The organism is Enterobacter cloacae (genome assembly GCF_013375935.1).
Taxonomy (GTDB): domain Bacteria; phylum Pseudomonadota; class Gammaproteobacteria; order Enterobacterales; family Enterobacteriaceae; genus Enterobacter; species Enterobacter pasteurii.
In genome coordinates this window covers 2,180,062-2,197,320 of sequence record NZ_CP056117.1, presented here as the reverse complement: position 1 = coordinate 2,197,320, position 17,259 = coordinate 2,180,062, and the positions used below count along the sequence as shown (strand labels likewise).

Sequence of the window (17,259 nt, the reverse complement as noted above, 5' to 3'; positions counted from 1 at the left end):
ACCCGGGCGCGCAGCGCCCGGGCATAAACAATAAAGCAGTACTCTTTTATTAGGGACAAGACATGGGAAAGAAGATGCCTTACTGGTGGCTCTCGTGCTGCCTGATATCTGTGCCCGCTATCGCGGCAAATCCTGCGGCGATGATTAATACCGGACAATTAAGCGAAACGCAGGAACTCCCCTCGTTAAATGGCCGCGTGGCGCCCGTTGCCAGCAAAGCCGCCCCCGGCACGCTACGGCTGGACGACGCCGTTAACCGCGCCGTGAGCTGGCATCCTGCCATCAGTGAAGCCGTCGGCAAACTCTATCAACAGAGCGAAAACGTGGACGTCGCTAAATCGAAATACTATCCGCAGATTAACGCCGGCATGGATAACGGCTATACCCACGACGGTGACGACAACGGCTTTACCCCGTCGCTGGTGCTTTCCCTTTCGCAAATGCTCTACGACTTCGGCAAAGTCGCAAGCCAGGTGCGCGCCGAAAACGCGGGCGTCGCCCAGCAGCAGGCCAACGTGCTGGTGAGCATCGACACCATCGCCCACGATACCGCCATCGCCATGGTGCAGGTTCAGACCTGGCAGCAGATGGTGGGTACCGCCAAAGAGCAGCTGGATGCCCTGACCTCCATCGGCTCGCTGACGAAGCTGCGCAATGACGAAGGGGCCACGTCGCTCTCGGACGTCGTGCAGACCGATGCCCGTATCGAAGGCGCGCGCGCGCAGCTGATGCAGTATCAGGCCAGCCTCGACAGCTCTCGCGCCACGCTGATGAGCATGCTGGGCTGGGACAGCCTGAACGCGGTCAGCAATGAATTTCCGCAAAGCCTGGCCCGCAGCTGCGATATCGCCGAGCCGGACGATCGCCTGGTGCCCTCGGTTTTAGCGGCCTGGGCGCAGGCCAACGTCGCGCAGGCCAATCTCGACTATGCCAACGCGCAGATGACCCCTACCGTCTCGCTGGAGCCGGAAGTCCGCCACTATCTTAACGACCGCTACTCCGGCAACGAAACGCGGGACCGCACCCAGTACTCCGCGTGGGTAAAAGTGCAGATGCCGCTCTATCAGGGCGGCGGCCTCACCGCCCGGCGCAACGCTGCCGGACACGCGGTTGAATCGGCCCAATCCGCCATCCAGCGCACGCGTCTCGACGTGCGGCAAAAGCTGCTTGAGGCGCGCAGCCAGGTGATGAGCCTGATGAGCACGTTACAGATCCAGGGACGTCAGGAAGCGCTCAGCGCCCGCACCCGCGAGCTGTATCAGCAGCAGTATCTCGATCTCGGCTCCCGTCCCCTGCTCGACGTGCTTAACGCCGAGCAGGAGGTTTATCAGGCGCGCTTCACCCAGCAGCAAACCGCCGGACAGCTGCATCAGCTTCAGCTGAACTGCCTCTACCAGACCGGGCGTCTGCGTCACGCGTTCGATCTTGAAAACCGCACCATCCAGACCGTGGAGATCCAGCCATGAAGCAACGCGATATCCCGCAGGGTGAAAACATGACGGATGAGGCGCTGGAGCAGTGGGCGCAGGCGTTTGGCTACGTGGCGACACGCTATCGCGTTGCCTGCTCGCCGGGCTCGCTGATCGCGGGCGCGCCGTGGCTGAAGGGCAAACCGATGGTCCCCGCGCTGACCCAGCTCGCCCGCGAAGCCGGGCTGACGTTTCAGCTGCTGACGGCCGATCAGCAGTCTATTAACAGCTGGCGGCTGCCGGTGGTGGTGGAGCTGAGCGACGGAAAGATCGGCGTGATCGACAATTTCGACGGCGAAGACACGCTTGAGGTCAGCTTCTTCGACGACGAAATGCACACCAACCGCCTGTCGATGAGCGCGATGCTGCCCGCCATCCGCCACGTTATTGCCCTGCGGCCGCTGGCGGCGCTGAAGGACAGCCGCGTGGATGCCTACATCTCAAAATACCGCCCGGACTGGCTCTACCGGCTGGTGATGCGCGACCTGCGTCCCTACAGCTGGGTAATGCTGGCTGCGCTGTTTATCAACGTGCTTTCCCTTTCGGGAATTGTGTTTTCCATGCAGGTGTATGACCGGGTGATCCCCGCCCAGTCCTACCCGACGCTCTACGTGCTGACCATCGGGGTGCTGATCGCCACGCTGTTCGGCTTTGTGCTGCGCGTCGCGCGCGGGCACATTATGGATCTGCTGGGCAAACGCTCGGATCTGCGCGTGTCGGATCGCGTGTTCGGCCATGCGCTACGGCTGCGCCACAGCGCCATTCCGCGATCCACCGGCAGCTTTATCTCCCAGCTGCGCGAGCTGGAGCAGATCCGCGAGATGGTCACCTCCTCCACAATTTCCACCATCGTCGATCTGCCGTTCTTTATCCTGTTTGTGATTGTGCTTGCGATCATCGCGCCGCAGCTGGCGTGGATCGCCCCGGTGGCGGCGGTGATCATGGTCCTGCCCGGCCTGCTGCTGCAGAAGAAGCTGGCGGAGCTGGCGAAGCAGTCGGCGCATGAATCGACCCTGCGCAACGCGGTGCTGGTGGAGAGCGTGCAGGGGCTGGAGGACATCAAGCTGATGCAGGCGGAAAACCGCTTTTTGCAGCAGTGGAACAGCTATATCCAGATCACCGCGGAATCCGGCCTGCGCACCCGCGAGCTGACGCAGAACCTGATCAGCTGGGGGATGACGATTCAGAGCCTGGTCTACGCCGGGGTGATCGTGGTAGGTGCCCCGATGGTCATCGACGGGACCTTAACCACCGGTTCGGTGGTGGCCGCCTCGATGCTGGCCTCGCGAATGATCGCCCCGATGGCGACGCTGTGCGGCGTGCTGGCCCGCTGGCAGCAGGTCAAGGCTGCCAAAGAGGGGCTGGATAGCATTATGCAGCTGCCGACGGAGAACCAGCGCGAAGAGACGCCGATCCGTCAGGACGTGCTGCGCGGCCACTATCTTTTCGAGCAGGCGCAGTTCCGCTATCACCCTGAAGATCCGCGTATGGCGCTGCGCATTAACCGCCTGGAGATCAGGCCGGGCGAGAAAGTGGCGATCCTCGGGCGTAACGGCGCGGGCAAATCCACCCTGCTCCAGGCGATGGCGGGCGGCATGGATCTGGCCGGCGGCGAGCTGCGGCTGGATAACCTCAGCCTGCCGCATCTGGACGTGGCGGACGTGCGGCGAAACGTCGGCTTTATGACCCAGAACGCGCGGCTGTTTTACGGCACCCTGCGCGAGAACATCACGCTCGGGATGCCGCGCGCCACCGATGAAGAGATCTTCGAGGTGCTGGAGATGTGCGGCGCGGCCAGCTTTGTGCAGAAGCTGCCGAAGGGGCTGGATTACCCGATTATGGAGAACGGCGTGGGGCTGTCCGGCGGGCAGCGGCAGTCCATTCTGCTGGCGCGAATGCTGCTGCGCGATCCGAATATCGTGCTGATGGATGAACCGACAGCCTCCCTGGATGAACACACCGAGCGGGAGTTTATTCAGCGTCTCGGAGCCTGGCTCGGCAACCGCACGCTGGTGGTTGCAACCCACCGCGTGCCGGTGCTGGATCTGGTAGAGCGCGTGGTCGTGCTCAAAGACGGGATGCTGGTGATGGATGCGCCAAAAGCGCAGGCGCTGAACAACAGCCGAATGCAGCAACAGCAGCAGGCAACCGGACGGGAGTGGAAAAATGAAAATCAGTCAGCGTGACGTTGCCGCGGTGGACGATCTGGATAACGCGCTCGACTCCGAAAGCGGGTATACGGGCGCCCGGCGCATTGTTTTTTTCTCCCTGCTGATGTTTGTGGTGCTGGGCGTCTGGGCGTGGTTCGGGGTGCTGGACGAAGTCTCAACCGGGACCGGTAAAGTGATCCCCAGCTCGCGCGAGCAGGTGCTGCAGTCCCTGGACGGGGGGATCCTCACCGAGCTGAACGTGCACGAAGGCGATCAGGTGCAGGCCGGACAGGTGCTGGCGCGGCTTGATCCAACCCGCTCGGAATCCAACGTTGGCGAAAGCGCGGCGCGCTACCGCGCGTCGCTGGCCTCCAGCGCCCGTCTGTACGCTGAGGTGAACGATCTGCCGCTGAAGTTCCCGCCTTCGCTGGAGAAATGGACCGACCTGACCGCCGCCGAAACGCGGCTCTACAACTCGCGGCGCGCGCAGCTGGAGGACACGCAGCGTGAGTTGCGCTCCGCCCTGGCGCTCGCCAATAAGGAACTGGCAATCACCCAGCGGCTGGTGAAAACCGGGGCTGCCAGCCACGTGGAAGTGCTGCGCCTGCAGCGCCAGAAAAGCGACCTGGAGCTGAAGCTCACCGACGTGCGTTCCCAGTATTACGTGCAGGCCCGGGAAGCGCTGTCGAAGGCCAACGCCGAGGTGGATATGGTGTCGGCGATCCTGAAAGGCCGCGAGGATTCCGTCACCCGCCTGACGGTGAAATCCCCGGTGCGCGGGATCGTGAAAAACATCAAAGTTACCACCATCGGCGGCGTAATCCCGCCTAACGGCGAGCTGATGGAGATTGTGCCGGTGGACGATCACCTGCTGATTGAAACCCGCCTTTCGCCGCGCGATATCGCCTTTATCCATCCTAATCAGGAGGCGCTGGTGAAGATCACCGCCTACGATTACGCCATTTACGGCGGGCTGCACGGGGTGGTGGAGACCATTTCGCCGGACACCATTCAGGACGAAGCCAAGCCGGAGGTGTTTTATTATCGGGTGTTTATTCGTACCAGCCAGGATTATCTGGTGAACAAGGCCGGCAGGCACTTCTCGATTGTGCCGGGGATGATCGCGACGGTAGATATTAAGACCGGGGAGAAAACGGTGCTGGACTATCTGATTAAGCCGTTTAACCGGGCGAAGGAGGCGCTGAGAGAGCGGTGATTTTTGCAGGAAGAACGGGGCATGCCTCCTTTCTATTTACAGAGCGGAGGCAGTTTGCTACACCTCAAACCGTTGCTCGCTCATTCCAGGCATCAGAGTATTGAATATTTCCATCAACATAACGCCATGTGATTTTCTCGTAGCGCAGTTGGATGCTTTCCATGTGCCCTGTTCCCGGACAGTTACGCGTATCGTGCATAATGGGCGTAATAGAGACCACCTTTACACCTTCCAGTAAAATATTGAAGTATTCAACTTCCTGCCCTGCATCATTAATGTGGTACCACTTTATCTCTGTAGATGTGAGCGTTTGCCCTGTTGCAACAGCACGATAAAGATAGGGAGATGCACTATCAATTTCTTTTTCAAACAGGAAGGGAGCGTGCTGACGTGTTCCTGTGAGTCTTCCTGTTGTCCCATCAACCGGGATACTCAAATTATGTGTCAAACCTCGTAATTCAATACTTCCCTCTCGATCGGCTACATCAGATGATCCCCGAATCAGATTCCCTGCATCATCTTTTAGCCATAAATGGACGGGTACGGCCATCATTATTCTCCTTATTAATCATATAACCACCTTCCCGCTTTCGCAGATTCGGCGAACATCCTTACCGTTAAAGGTTTAGAAATTTGTTCTACAGGTTTGTCAGTAAACCATTTTCGGAAAAACCAGGTGTGAAACCATGGGTAATAGGCATTGTAATTCATCAACGTTATATCAACATTGAATCGCACGCTGTATTTATCCATACAGAAGACTAAATCATCATCCTCTGCATATTCTTGCAATATATCATCCAACTGTAAGGGTATGAGCTTGCCGGTAAATGTCCCCATTACGGGCAATTCATTCTGAAAAAAAGCCAAAACTTCTTGGTCAGTCACCATATACGATCTTTCTTGTGAGCGATTGTGTTATACATTTTTAAAGTTTTATAGCATATTTGAGCCAAATCGCTGGCTATTAATGTCCAGCCAATCACTGGCAGTCCCCTCCCGACAAAGGCTCCCAAATTTGTCACATACTTAGGTTTTAAAGTAGTGATGCTCGCTTCAGTTAACGTCGGTAGTCTTACCGGTAACTCAACGTTGAGATAGTGACGTAAATATTTTGATGCTATAGAAGTCCCTGCTGTCGTTCCGTAGGGCTTATTTCTGGTCTTTAATATCGGCAATCCTAAAATGATACAACTCATCGTTAGTGCATCCTCTATGCCACCAAACTGCTCTTCAATTTTATCTAAAAAAATCCAAAAAAAAAGCTCACCAGCCGATATGTTGCAAATTCCTTTATAGAAATATGTTCCACCAAGTTCCTCGACGGTATCCATACACACCTTCATAATCCTTTTTTAATAATAAATACCATACGCCACTTCATCCGTAATGTAGATAAAATAGACCTTAATAAATTCCTAATTTTATAAAGCGTCATTATTAAGTGCGGCAACAAGAGGCGTCTTTTCTCCCTCTCCCTGTGGGAGAGGGCCGGGGTGAGGGCATCAGGCCGCACCCCGGCCACTCTACGTCTTTTCTGGAATCTGCCTCGAAGAAACAACATTTAGCGGCGCCTTTCGCTTCACTTCAATCCTCCTCCTGATAATATTGTCGATAACGAAAATGCACTTGTGCACAGTGCAGGAGTGCATTACTATTCACTCAGCTTCATGGACTGGAGCTTATAGGCATTATGATTAATCATTTTCGGGATCAATGGCTTGAGGACTTTTTTTCTTTACGGGAGATCGAGCAATGTGATTCCTTTGAATCTGGAAACAGCACTTGCAAGAAAGCTCGATATCATCAATGCGGCTAAGTCGCACCTGGATTTACGATCGCCACCGGGCAATATGTACGAAGCGTTGAATCCCCCGTTGAAGGGATATTCCTCTATCCGGGTAAACAGACAATACAGGCTTGTATTTCGCTGGTCAGAGGGAAAAGCAGAAGATCTCTATCTCTCTCCACACAAGTACACGCAACACAAGTGAGGCATCACCTATGACACTTCAGCAGGCACTCCGCAAACCCACCACGCCGGGCGAGGTGTTGCAGTATGAGTATCTTGAACCACTCAATCTGAAAATCAACGATCTGGCAGAGATGCTAAATGTACACCGCAATACCGTAAGCGCCTTGGTCAATAACAATCGCAAGCTTACTGCCGATATGGCGATCAAGCTGGCAAAGGCCTTTGGCACCACTATTGAATTTTGGCTGAACTTACAGCTGAACGTAGATATCTGGGAAGCGCAATCTAACTCCCGCACGCAGGAGGAGTTGAGCCGGATAAAAACCGTTGCGGAAGTTATGGCAAAGCGAAAATCCGGCAAGCCGGACGTTGCCTGAGCCGGTAACGCGCATTACCTTCGTGCAGCATCATCACTGACCAGCCACTGCCCCGGCGTTTTACCGGTCCACGTTCTGAAAACCTCTATAAATGCGCTGACGCTGCTGTATCCGCACGATAGCGCAATCCAGCCAACCGGCTTTCCCGCCGCCAGCCACTCCATCGCCTGCATGACGCGCGCCAGCTGCCGCCAGTTAACGAAGTTCATCCCCGTCTGCGCGTTAAACCGACGGCTGAAGGTACGAACGCTCATCCCGGCATGGCTGGCATGGCTCTCAACCGTCTGGTTATCATCGACGGCCTGCAGCAGATGCCTCACCACCTTTTGCAGCCGCGGATCGGCCGGCACGGGCAGGCGAAAAGCAACCTGTGGCGCCACGGCCAGTTCCGCCAGCAGCAGCGTGAGCTTGCGCGGATCGTATGCCTTGTCCGCCGAATATAAGCGCAAAAAAAGCGCGCTGGTGAGATCGTCGCACTCAAACAGCGCTGGCGCTTCGGGGAGCACAGCGCAGATGGCGGGATCCATATAGATAGCGCAGCCTTCAACCGCGCTTTGTGAAAAGGCAGCATGTTGCTGGCCTGGCGGGATCCAGCCGATATGTTTTGCGGGTACCACCGAACGTCCCCGCGGCGTCTCAATCACCAGCAGCCCTGTTTCGATGCGCCAGAGCTGCCCGGCGAAATGGCTGTGCCACGGGGTGTGGTATGCACCGGGATGAACCAGCCTCTCGGTAGTGAGCATGAAGTTGACCGAAAATCGTTATTGTTAGGCTTATTACAGAAACTGCGTCATCCGCTGTCAAGGATAATAACGGTTCAACGTCACGAGGAGCCGCTATGACTATCATCACGTCCCTGCTTAATCAGTCAGACAACACCGCGCAGCGCGAGAAAATGGCCAGCCTGTTAACCGGTTTATTCAACGGCGATATCGATCCGGCAGAGGTTTTTACGCCCGATTACCAGCAGATTACGGACGGCCACTCACTTGATTATCAGGGTTTTGTACAGCATCTGAATCATGTCCGGACGCAGATCCGCGAAATTACATTCACCGTTGAAGCGTTATGCTGCCATGACGAATGTGTGGCAGACCGGCACAGGGTAGCCGTGACGTATCCAGAAGGTCGCCAGGCGGAGCTAGAGGTGTATATGTTTGCCGCACTGCGCGAGGGGAAAATTTGTAGCATTCATGAAGTCACGCGGGCGACTGGCGGCGATCCCTCTGACCGCGCGCTTGCCCACGCAACGCAATAAGTTCATCCAGCAGGCGAACCGCGCATAGCGGCAGATGCCGCTATGCGCATTCTGTTACAGCGATTTTTTCAAACGTCGAACCGCTTCCTTCAGCTGTTCATCCGTTGGCGTGACAAACGACATACGCAGCGTCGCGCGATCCGGCTCGTTGCAGTAGAAGAACTCACCCGGCACGAACACCACCCCGTTGCTCAGGGTTGTTTCCAGCCATTTCGTCGTATTCATACCGTTGTTCATTTTCGCCCACAGGAACATGCCGCCTTTCGGCTTGTGGAACGTCATCACATCGCCCAGCTCCGCCTCCAGTTCGCCGGCAAAGGTCTGGTACTTCTGGCGATAGGCCTCGCGGATCGTCTGAATCTGTCCCGCCAGACGACCGGTTTTCAGGTACTCGTACGTCATCAGCTGCGACAGCGTGCTGGTGTGCAGATCGGTGGTTTGCTTGAGGTTCACCACCGCGCGCTTCAGCCACTCCGGCACCAGCACCCAGCCCACGCGGGTACCCGGGGCAAGGATTTTCGAGAAGGTCGAGGTGTACACCACGTTATCTTCATTGCCGATATCTTTCGCATGGGCAATCAGCGGGCGGAACACGTTGTCGGTGTAATTAATTTCGCTGTAGGGATCGTCTTCAATAATCACAAAATCATAGCGCTTCGATAATTCAACCAGCTGCTTGCGCCGCGCTTCGGAGAGCGTCACCCCGCCAGGGTTACCGAAGGTGGGTACGATATAAACCGCTTTGATGGTTTTGCCCGCCACCAGCGCTTCGAGCTCGTCCACCTTCATGCCGTCGCCGTCGGTACCAACGGATTCAAAATTCGCCTGCGCCAGGCCAAAGACCTGCAGCGCGGCGAGATAGGTTGGACGCTCGACGACAACGGTATCGCCTGGGTTAATTAACGCACGCGCCAGCACGTCAAGGGACTGCTGTGAGCCGGACGTAATGACCACGTCATCGGCTTTACAGGCAATGCCGCGCCCCTCGCAGATGCGCTGAATTTCTTCGCGCAGCCCCGGTACGCCTTCCGTCAGGCCATACTGGAACGCCTCGCCAAAATGCTGGGATAACACAGCATCCGCGGCGATTTTCAGCCCTTCGCGATCGAACAGATCGGGATTGGGAATACCGCCACCGAGCGAAATCACGCCCGCCATTTTGCTATGCTTTAATAATTCACGGATGGCAGAGGATTGCAGGCCCTGCGCGCTGCTGGCGAGTTTGTTTGCAGACATGCTTTGATTACCTTCTTTTTTTATATTGTGCCCAATCTTAGCAGAATATGAGCAATAAATTCCGTTAGCTTCGGAAGGGGACGCAAATCCTGACGCCACAGTAAATGCACCGGCCTCGGCGCGGGCGTAAACGGCTCCATCACCCGAACCAGCCTGCCGCTTGCCAGCTCCTCCGCCACCAGCACCTCCGGTTGCAGCAGTAGCCCCGCCCCAGCGCGCGCCGCCATGCGTAAGCCGTAGCCGTCGTTGCACCTTAAGACGGCATCGCGCTTCCAGCGCACCTCCCCTTCCACGCCCGGCAGCCGCCATTCATTGCGCGCGGTCCATACCGTGTGGGAAAGGCAGAGATGATCCACCAGATCGGCAGGCGTTTGCGGCGTACCGTGACGCGCCAGATAGTCTGGCGACGCGCAAATCACCATGCTGTAGGGGCACAGGTATTTCGCCACCAGATCGTCATTGCGAATGTCCCCAATGCGAATGGCCAGATCGACCCCTTCTTCCACCAGATCCACCATCCGGTTGGTGAGATCCAGCTCGATGCGCACCGCCGGGTAACGCTGCAGAAACGAGGCGGTCAGGGGCGCGATAACGCAGCCGCCAAACGACGTGGGCGCCGTAACGCGCAGGGTACCGGCAGGCGTGGCGCGCAGCCGCTCCACGGCGCTTTCGGCAGCCGAGACCTGCTCCAGCACCCGCCTTGCCTCTTCAAAATAGACGCGCCCGGCATCCGTCAGGCTCTGGCGGCGGGTATTACGCTCCAGCAGCCGCGTGCCGAGCTGCGCTTCCAGCTGCGCAATGTACTTCCCGACCATCACCGCCGACACCTCCAGCCGTGCCGCCGCGCCGGTGAAGCTGCCGCTTTCCACCACCGCGATAAACGTCTCCATGCCGCGAAGCTTATCCATATTCCAAACCTCTGGTTAGCAATCATCTAACTTTAGCCCAGTTTATCTGACTTTTTATTTAGTAAAGAATGAAGGCTCACATCCAAAAGGAGTCTGCTATGAAAATCGTCATTATTGGAGCCAGCGGTACCGTAGGTCGTGCCGTAACGGAAGCGTTAAGCCTTCGCCACGAGACGATCCGCGTGGGCCGCACGCAGGGCGAGCATCAGGTGGATATCACCTCTCAGGAGAGCGTGCAGGCGCTGTTCGACAGGATCGGCCCGGTGGACGCCATCGTCTCCGCCAGCGGAGGGGTGCACTTCGGCCCGCTCGCGACCATGAAGGACAGCGATTTCAGTCAGGGATTGCAGGATAAGCTGCTGGGGCAGGTTCGCCTGGCGCTGACCGGACAGCATTATCTGAACGAGGGCGGCTCGATCACGCTGATTAGCGGGATTGTGGCGGACGAGCCGATTGCCCAGGGGGTTAATGCCGCCACGGTAAACGCTGCCCTGGAAGGGTTTGTGCGCGCCGCCGCCTGCGAACTGCCGCGCGGGATCCGCATCAACCTGATAAGCCCGACGGTGCTGACCGAATCCGCCGAAGCGTATGACGGATTCTTCCCGGGCTTTGAAAGCATCCCCGCCGCGAGCGTGGCGCAGGCCTACCGCCGCAGCGTGGAAGGGGTGCAGACCGGGCGGGTGTATAAGGTGGGTTACTGAGCCTTACGGGCGGAGATCAGCACCAGCATCGGACGTTCAGCCTCTTCAGCCAGCGCGGGCCAGGCCTCAATTTGCGCCTGCGTTGGCCCCCACTCGTTGACTTCGCCTATCGTTAATCCCGCCTTAATCAGCGCGTTAAGCGTGGTGCCCAGCGTGCGGTGATACTTAATAACCCCGTCTGCAAGCCAGTTGCTGACGCGCCGGCCCTCGTCCTGATAGTGGTTCACGCCCCAGAAGCGCTCGCCGCTGTCGTCGGTCAGCCAGCCCTGACGGGTGGCGCAGGTATAAATCGGGTGCTCCATGGAGAAGACCAGACTGCCGCCGGGCTTGAGCGCGCCCTGAACCTTAGCAAAGAGGGTGTCCAGCTCCGGCAGATAGTGCAGCGCCAGAGAGCTATAGACCAGATCGAAGCTGTTTTCGTTGAGCGTCAGCGATTCCAGATCGCTACGCTGATAAACAATCCCGCCATCGTGGGTCAGCCCGGCAGCGCGGGCGAGCATCTTTTCGGAGATATCAACGCCGGTTACCGCAGAAGCACCCAGCTCACGCGCCGCGCGGCAGAACCAGCCGTAGCCACAGCCGAGATCGATGACCGATTTGCCGTGTAAATCCGGCAGCATGTTTTTCAGCGCGGGCCACTCCGGCGCGCCGTCCAGACCCTGCACCGAGCGCGGCAGCTGAGCGTAGCCTTCGAAAAATGCCGGATTGTCGTAAATGTTCTGTGCCATGACGGACTCCTTTATCGCAACTGGGGCGAGGGTAAAACCCCCCTCGCCCGTTGACAACGCATCCGTCTGATAAATCAAAGCCTGCGTCGGATTTTCTCCACCATAGCGGCGGTTGAGATCCCGTAGCGGTCGTGCAGGGTTGGCAGCGCCCCCGCATCAAGGAACGCGTCCGGCAGCGCGACGGTATCGAAATCCACGTTTACGCGGTTGCGCATTAACAGCGACGCGACGGCCTCACACAGCCCGCCAACGCTGCTGTGGTTTTCCGCCACTATCACCAGCCGTCCCGGCTTCGCGGCCTGTGCCAGAATGGTCTCTTCATCCAGCGGCTTAATCGTGGGCGAGTGCAGTACCGCCACGCTGACGTTATCCTTACGCAGCTGCTTCGCCGCCTCCAGCGCGCGCATGGTCATCAGCCCTGAGGCGATGATCAGGGCATCGCTCCCCTCTTCCAGCAGCGCGGCTTTACCTATTTTAAACTGGTAGTCGTACCGATCCAGCACCACCGGCACCTTACCGCGCAGCAGGCGCATATAGACCGGGCCATCGTGCGCCGCCATCGCCGGCACCGCCTGCTCGGTGTCTATCGCGTCACAGGGATCGAGAATCGTCATCCCCGGAATACCGCGCATAATCGCAATATCTTCCGTCGCCTGATGGCTCGGGCCGTAGCCGGTGGTCAGCCCCGGCAGCGCCGCGCAGATCTTCACGTTGAGGTGCTCTTCGGCAATCACCTGATGGATAAAGTCGTAGGCGCGGCGGGTGGCGAAGACGGCGTAGGTGGTGGCAAAAGGAATAAAGCCCTCTTTCGCCATGCCGCCCGCCGCCCCCATCAGCAGCTGCTCTGCCATACCCATCTGGAAGAATCGATTTGGGTAGGCCTGGGCAAAGATATGCAGATCGGTGTATTTGGACAGATCCGCCGTCATGCCGACCACCTCCGGGCGCTGTTCCGCCAGCTTTACCAGCGCGTGGCCAAACGGCGCGGCGCGCGTCTCCTGGCCTTCTTCCGCGATAGAGGCAATCATGGCCGACGTGGTTAAACGCGGTTTTTTCTCCGTAGTCTGGCTCATTACAGCACTCCTTCAGGTTTGTTGGCATCCAGCACGGCGAGTGCCTTTTGCCACTCGTCAGCATCCACGCGAATAAAATGGTTTTTGTCACGCTGTTCGAGGAACGGCACGCCCTTGCCCATCAGGGTGTCGCACAAAATGACGCGCGGCTGGTTTTCCGGGTAGCGCTTAGCGTTATCGAAGGCCGCAACCAGCGCAGGAACGTCGTTGCCGTTTACCCGCTGCACGTACCAGCCGAACGAGGTCCACTTATCCTCCAGCGGCTCAAAGCCGAGGATCGCGTGCGAATTGCCGTCGGCCTGCTGGCGGTTAATGTCCACCAGCACGATCAGGTTCGACAGGCCATGGTGCGCCGCCGACATCGCCGCTTCCCAGGTTGATCCTTCATCAAGCTCACCATCCGACATGGAGTTAACGACCCATGCCGCGCTCTGCCTGTGCTTCAGCCCCAGCGCCATGCCGACGCCGATGCTTAGCCCCTGCCCCAGCGAACCGCCGGAGATCTCCATGCCCGGCGTGTAGGTTGCCATGCCGGACATCGGCAGGCGGCTGTCGTCCGAACCGTAGGTTTCGAGTTCCTCTTCCGAAATAATTCCCGCTTCGATCAGCGCGGCATAACAGGCAATGGCGTAGTGGCCATGGGAGAGCAGAAAGCGGTCACGACCCTCCCACTCCGGCTCGCCCGGCCTGAGGTTCATACCGTGGGCAAACGCGGTGGCCAGCACGTCGGCATAGCCCAGCGCCTGCCCGATGTAGCCCTGGCCCTGCACTTCGCCCATGCGCAGCGCGTAGCGGCGAATGCGCCAGGCCGCCGCGGCAACCTGCTGAACTGTGGTATCCGTCATCATCGTGTCTCCTTAATGGATCAGCATGCCGCCGTTCACGTCGAGCGTGATGCCGGTGGAGTAAGACGAGAGTTCGCTGCCGAGGAAGAGCGCGGCGCGGGCAATATCCTGCGCGTCGCCGAGGCGGTTAAGCGGAATGCCCGCCAGGATGGACGTTTTCATCTCATCGCTCAGCTTGCCTGCGGTGATGTCCGTCTGGATAAGCCCGGGCGTGATGCAGTTTACGCGCACGTTATCCGGCCCCAGCTCGCGGGCCATCGCTTTCGCCAGGCCCAGCACCCCCGCTTTCGCGGCGCTGTAGTGGGGGCCGCCAAAGATGCCGCCGCCGCGCTGGGCGGACACCGAAGAAATGCAGACGATGCTGCCCGACTTCTGGGCGCGCATCGTGGGGATTACCGCCTGGGACATCAGCAGCGTGCCGCGCAGGCTCACGTCCAGCACCGCATCGTAATTTTCGCGCTTAATATCCATCAGCCTGATGGGCTGAGTAATGCCGGCGTTATTCACCAGAATATCGATGCGCCCGTATTTGCCCAGCACCTGCTCAATGGCGGCGTTAACCTGTAATTCATTGCTGACGTTCGCCGCAAGACCCAGATGTTCATCGCCCAGATTCGCCGCCGCTGCCCGGCTGGCTTCGGCATCTAAATCAATAATCACCACCTTCGCGCCCTGCTCAGCATATATTTTAGCCGTGGCGAAACCCAAACCGCGTACGGAAGCCGCGCCGGTAATGACGGCGACTTTATCTTTCAGTAGCATATATTTACTCCATTCTGACAAGAGGGATTTAATGGCTTATTTCGGCTCTTCCAGCAGCATAATCATAATTAAGCCAATGGCCGCGCAAATACCGAAATAAATAAACACAGAATTAAAGCTGCCTGTTTTATCCAGCAGATAACCTGCCAGCATCGGGGAAACAAATCCGCCGAGATTACCGCCGCTATTGATAATGGACGCGGCAATCGGATAGGTTTTACCGTCCGCGACGGCCATGCCGTAGGCCGTAAAAGCAGGCCAGCCGATATTCAGACAGAGGCCCACAAAAAATAGCCCGACGCAAACCGCAACGGTGCTTTGCGGAATATTCAGCATAATGACCATCATTAAAACGGTGCTGATGGCGGTAAACATCATGGTCGGCTTACGCCGGCGACCGAGCAGTTTGTCGGATACGTAACCGCCAAAAATCGCCCCGATAAAGCCGCCGATGCACGGCATGCTGGCGACCAGCCCCATGCTCATAAACGTAAAGCCTTTCTCTTTTACCAGATAGAGCGGGATCCACGTCAGCAGGCCGTACAGCACGCTCACCATCATGAAATAGGCCAGACAGTCGCCGAGTATATTCTTCGAGGTAAACAGGCCTTTTACCGTGCTCACCGGGGCTAATTCCCGCACGCGAATCAGGCGATCGAGACGCGCAAACCTCGGTGAAATCACGATATTTTCCCGTCTGGCGTCCGGCGTCTGCTGCCCGGCGGTAATGGTCTCCAGCTCCGCTTTAGATACGAATGCGCTCTCGGACGGCCTGGTGCGCACCAGCAGATACCAGACCACGGCAATGACCAGGCCGGGGATCGCGAAGGAGAAAAAGACCCAGCGCCAGCCCCAGGTCATGGCGATCCACACCGCCAGCGGCGGCACGAGGATGGGCGCGAACATGGTGGCCGCGATGTAGACGCCGGTGGCGGTGGCCTTCTCCTTTGGTGGAAACCAGTTATTGATGGTGGAGGCCAGCCCGACGGGGCAAGGCCCCTCCGTTAACCCCAGCCCCAGACGAATAAACTTCAGCCCAAGCACCGAGGTTGCCGTGCCCATCAGCCAGGTAAACGCCGAGAAGCCGAATATCGACAACGCCACCATGCCGCGAATACCCTTTTTGGCGATAAAAAAGCCCGCCGGAATTTGGCTCAGGGCGTATCCCAAAAAGAACATGCTGGCGATGGCACCGGCTTCGAAATTATTAATATGAAATTCATCAATGATAAACGGCAGGACCGCACCAATATTTGTTCGGTCGGCATAGTTAATGGCATAAACAATAAAAATTAATGCCAGCACAACGAAGCGGTAATTGGTTTTTTTAGCATTTATGTAGGGGACAGCTTGTTCTATACGAGACATAACTTACCTCATTATTCGAACAACGTGAGTCGTTTTAGTTTTGCGTTCAACGTCAATATATCGGCTCATGAATGAAACACCATTCAATAAACCTCATTTATTGCTGAGATAAATTTGATTCGCGATACAGCTCAAAAAAATAACATCGGCATAAAATTGCCCGCACGTCTTCTCAATGTTATGTTTTTTATCATTAAACATGACAGGAGCAGGCTATGCCCGCGCAGGATCGCCAGACGTTATCGTTGCCCTCGCTCAGAAATTTGCAGGCGTTCATTGCCGTTGCAAACGCATTGAGCATTCATCAGGCGGCGGAGCAGCTCAACGTCACCCCGTCTGCGGTCAGCCATCAGATCGCGTCGCTGGAGTCGTGGATGGGCAAGAAATTGTTCATCCGCAGCGGCAAAGGGGTTCAGCTCACCCCGACGGGAGAAAAATATCTGCGGGAGGTCTCGGCGGCGATGAGCGCCATCGGGCGCGCCACCGACCGGATCGTCAAAGAGAAAGATAACGCCGTGCTTCGCGTGCACTCCTCCCCCACCTTCGGGCTGTCATGGCTGTTGCGCCGCCTGGGCAAGTTCCGCGCCGAATATCCCGATATCACCATCAATCTCACCTGCTCCTATGAAAACCTGCAGTTCGCCAGAGACAATATCGACATTGATATCCGCCACGGCATTCCTGACTGGGATGCTTACCGGGTGATGACCATTAAAAACGACACGCTGGTGGTGCTGGCCTCGCCGGACTACGCGGAGAAACATCCCCTCAGTACGCCCGCCGATCTGCTGCAGCAGTCGCTCATCTCGTCCACCAGCACACTGGTAAACTGGGAAAAATGGTTTGCCTGGCACAATATCGACAGTCCGTGGCTCAACTTCAGCCTGAGCTTCGACCGCTCCTATATGAGCTTTGAAGCGGCGCGCATGGGGCTGGGGTTTATCCTTGAGAGCAAAATGATGGCAACCGATCACCTGAAGGATGGTTCGCTGGTGCAGGTGCTGCCGGACGAGATGGGGATCGCCATTAACGCGCACCATCTGGTGATGCCGCACATGCATGAACGCGCGTGGAAGATCCAGCAGTTTGTCGAGTGGATTGACCGGGAGCTGCGGCTGTCGGGGTATCACCTGTAGGTCGGGTGGCGGCTACGCCTTACCCGACCTGCAAAAGTGCGGCCTGATGCCCTCACC

18 protein-coding genes and 1 pseudogene are annotated in these 17,259 nt (G+C 57.4%); 8 read left to right on the top strand and 11 right to left on the bottom strand.

The features are described 5' to 3' along the window. Positions 1–62: 62 nt before the first annotated feature. The 3 genes from HWQ14_RS10450 to HWQ14_RS10440 are packed head-to-tail and all read left to right on the top strand — an operon-like array spanning position 63 to position 4,835. Complete coding sequence (locus tag HWQ14_RS10450) at positions 63–1,466, top strand: TolC family outer membrane protein (RefSeq protein ID WP_148421427.1); 1,404 nt, start codon at positions 63–65, stop codon at positions 1,464–1,466. Next, positions 1,463–3,655 (top strand): type I secretion system permease/ATPase, encoded by a 2,193-nt coding sequence (locus tag HWQ14_RS10445; protein ID WP_176609676.1) that lies wholly within the window; start codon positions 1,463–1,465, stop codon positions 3,653–3,655. The genes HWQ14_RS10450 and HWQ14_RS10445 overlap by 4 nt, the downstream gene beginning before the upstream one ends. Continuing rightward, complete coding sequence (locus HWQ14_RS10440; protein ID WP_227009795.1) at positions 3,636–4,835, top strand: HlyD family efflux transporter periplasmic adaptor subunit; 1,200 nt, start codon at positions 3,636–3,638, stop codon at positions 4,833–4,835. The genes HWQ14_RS10445 and HWQ14_RS10440 overlap by 20 nt, the downstream gene beginning before the upstream one ends. A gap of 64 nt (positions 4,836–4,899) precedes the next feature. Here HWQ14_RS10440 and HWQ14_RS10435 read toward each other — a convergent pair whose 3' ends face one another. Genes HWQ14_RS10435 through HWQ14_RS10425 form a run of 3 tightly spaced genes read right to left on the bottom strand, consistent with a single transcriptional unit; the run spans position 4,900 to position 6,169 of the window. Continuing rightward, complete coding sequence (locus tag HWQ14_RS10435) at positions 4,900–5,385, bottom strand: Hcp family type VI secretion system effector (protein ID WP_176611181.1); 486 nt, start codon at positions 5,383–5,385, stop codon at positions 4,900–4,902. A gap of 14 nt (positions 5,386–5,399) precedes the next feature. Further along, complete coding sequence (locus HWQ14_RS10430; RefSeq protein WP_176609675.1) at positions 5,400–5,726, bottom strand: DUF1493 family protein; 327 nt, start codon at positions 5,724–5,726, stop codon at positions 5,400–5,402. Next, the gene (locus HWQ14_RS10425; RefSeq protein ID WP_176609674.1) at positions 5,720–6,169 is read right to left on the bottom strand and encodes an STM2901 family protein; all 450 of its coding nucleotides are present in this window, start codon (positions 6,167–6,169) and stop codon (positions 5,720–5,722) included. Before HWQ14_RS10425 ends, HWQ14_RS10430 begins: the two co-directional genes overlap by 7 nt. A gap of 359 nt (positions 6,170–6,528) precedes the next feature. Between HWQ14_RS10425 and HWQ14_RS10420 the strand changes: the two are divergent. Next, positions 6,529–6,829, top strand: a pseudogene (locus HWQ14_RS10420) (type II toxin-antitoxin system RelE/ParE family toxin). Positions 6,830–6,839: 10 nt separating this feature from the next. Next, a complete protein-coding gene (locus HWQ14_RS10415; RefSeq protein WP_148421421.1) occupies positions 6,840–7,187 on the top strand; it encodes a HigA family addiction module antitoxin in 348 nt (115 codons plus the stop codon). Between the two features lie 14 nt (positions 7,188–7,201). Here HWQ14_RS10415 and HWQ14_RS10410 read toward each other — a convergent pair whose 3' ends face one another. Beyond that, on the bottom strand, positions 7,202–7,930 hold the full coding sequence (locus HWQ14_RS10410) for a helix-turn-helix domain-containing protein (RefSeq protein WP_176609673.1): 729 nt from the start codon (positions 7,928–7,930) through the stop codon (positions 7,202–7,204). Between the two features lie 95 nt (positions 7,931–8,025). Between HWQ14_RS10410 and HWQ14_RS10405 the strand changes: the two genes are divergently transcribed. Further along, positions 8,026–8,445, top strand: a complete 420-nt coding sequence (locus HWQ14_RS10405; RefSeq protein WP_176609672.1) for a nuclear transport factor 2 family protein — start codon at positions 8,026–8,028, stop codon at positions 8,443–8,445. Between the two features lie 54 nt (positions 8,446–8,499). Here HWQ14_RS10405 and HWQ14_RS10400 read toward each other — a convergent pair whose 3' ends face one another. Continuing rightward, positions 8,500–9,681: a PLP-dependent aminotransferase family protein gene (locus HWQ14_RS10400; RefSeq protein ID WP_176609671.1), complete on the bottom strand. Its 1,182-nt coding sequence runs from the start codon at positions 9,679–9,681 to the stop codon at positions 8,500–8,502. Positions 9,682–9,701: 20 nt separating this feature from the next. After that, positions 9,702–10,589 (bottom strand): LysR family transcriptional regulator, encoded by an 888-nt coding sequence (locus HWQ14_RS10395; RefSeq protein ID WP_176609670.1) that lies wholly within the window; start codon positions 10,587–10,589, stop codon positions 9,702–9,704. Positions 10,590–10,657: 68 nt separating this feature from the next. Between HWQ14_RS10395 and HWQ14_RS10390 the strand changes: the two genes are divergently transcribed. Further along, positions 10,658–11,290: a short chain dehydrogenase gene (locus tag HWQ14_RS10390; RefSeq protein ID WP_176609669.1), complete on the top strand. Its 633-nt coding sequence runs from the start codon at positions 10,658–10,660 to the stop codon at positions 11,288–11,290. Here the strand turns inward: HWQ14_RS10390 and HWQ14_RS10385 are convergent. The 5 genes from HWQ14_RS10385 to HWQ14_RS10365 all read right to left on the bottom strand — a co-directional run bounded on the left by HWQ14_RS10385 (position 11,284) and on the right by HWQ14_RS10365 (position 16,066). Continuing rightward, a complete protein-coding gene (locus HWQ14_RS10385) occupies positions 11,284–12,018 on the bottom strand; it encodes a class I SAM-dependent methyltransferase (protein ID WP_176609668.1) in 735 nt (244 codons plus the stop codon). The two genes, HWQ14_RS10390 and HWQ14_RS10385, sit on opposite strands and share 7 nt — an antisense overlap. 74 nt (positions 12,019–12,092) lie before the next feature. After that, a complete protein-coding gene (locus HWQ14_RS10380; protein WP_176609667.1) occupies positions 12,093–13,091 on the bottom strand; it encodes a transketolase family protein in 999 nt (332 codons plus the stop codon). After that, a complete protein-coding gene (locus tag HWQ14_RS10375) occupies positions 13,091–13,936 on the bottom strand; it encodes a transketolase (RefSeq protein ID WP_176611180.1) in 846 nt (281 codons plus the stop codon). Before HWQ14_RS10375 ends, HWQ14_RS10380 begins: the two co-directional genes overlap by 1 nt. A gap of 12 nt (positions 13,937–13,948) precedes the next feature. Continuing rightward, positions 13,949–14,698, bottom strand: a complete 750-nt coding sequence (locus HWQ14_RS10370; protein ID WP_176609666.1) for an SDR family NAD(P)-dependent oxidoreductase — start codon at positions 14,696–14,698, stop codon at positions 13,949–13,951. A gap of 36 nt (positions 14,699–14,734) precedes the next feature. Beyond that, positions 14,735–16,066, bottom strand: a complete 1,332-nt coding sequence (locus tag HWQ14_RS10365) for an MFS transporter (RefSeq protein ID WP_176609665.1) — start codon at positions 16,064–16,066, stop codon at positions 14,735–14,737. Between the two features lie 215 nt (positions 16,067–16,281). Between HWQ14_RS10365 and HWQ14_RS10360 the strand changes: the two genes are divergently transcribed. Beyond that, complete coding sequence (locus HWQ14_RS10360; RefSeq protein ID WP_176609664.1) at positions 16,282–17,202, top strand: LysR substrate-binding domain-containing protein; 921 nt, start codon at positions 16,282–16,284, stop codon at positions 17,200–17,202. Positions 17,203–17,259 lie beyond the last annotated feature (57 nt).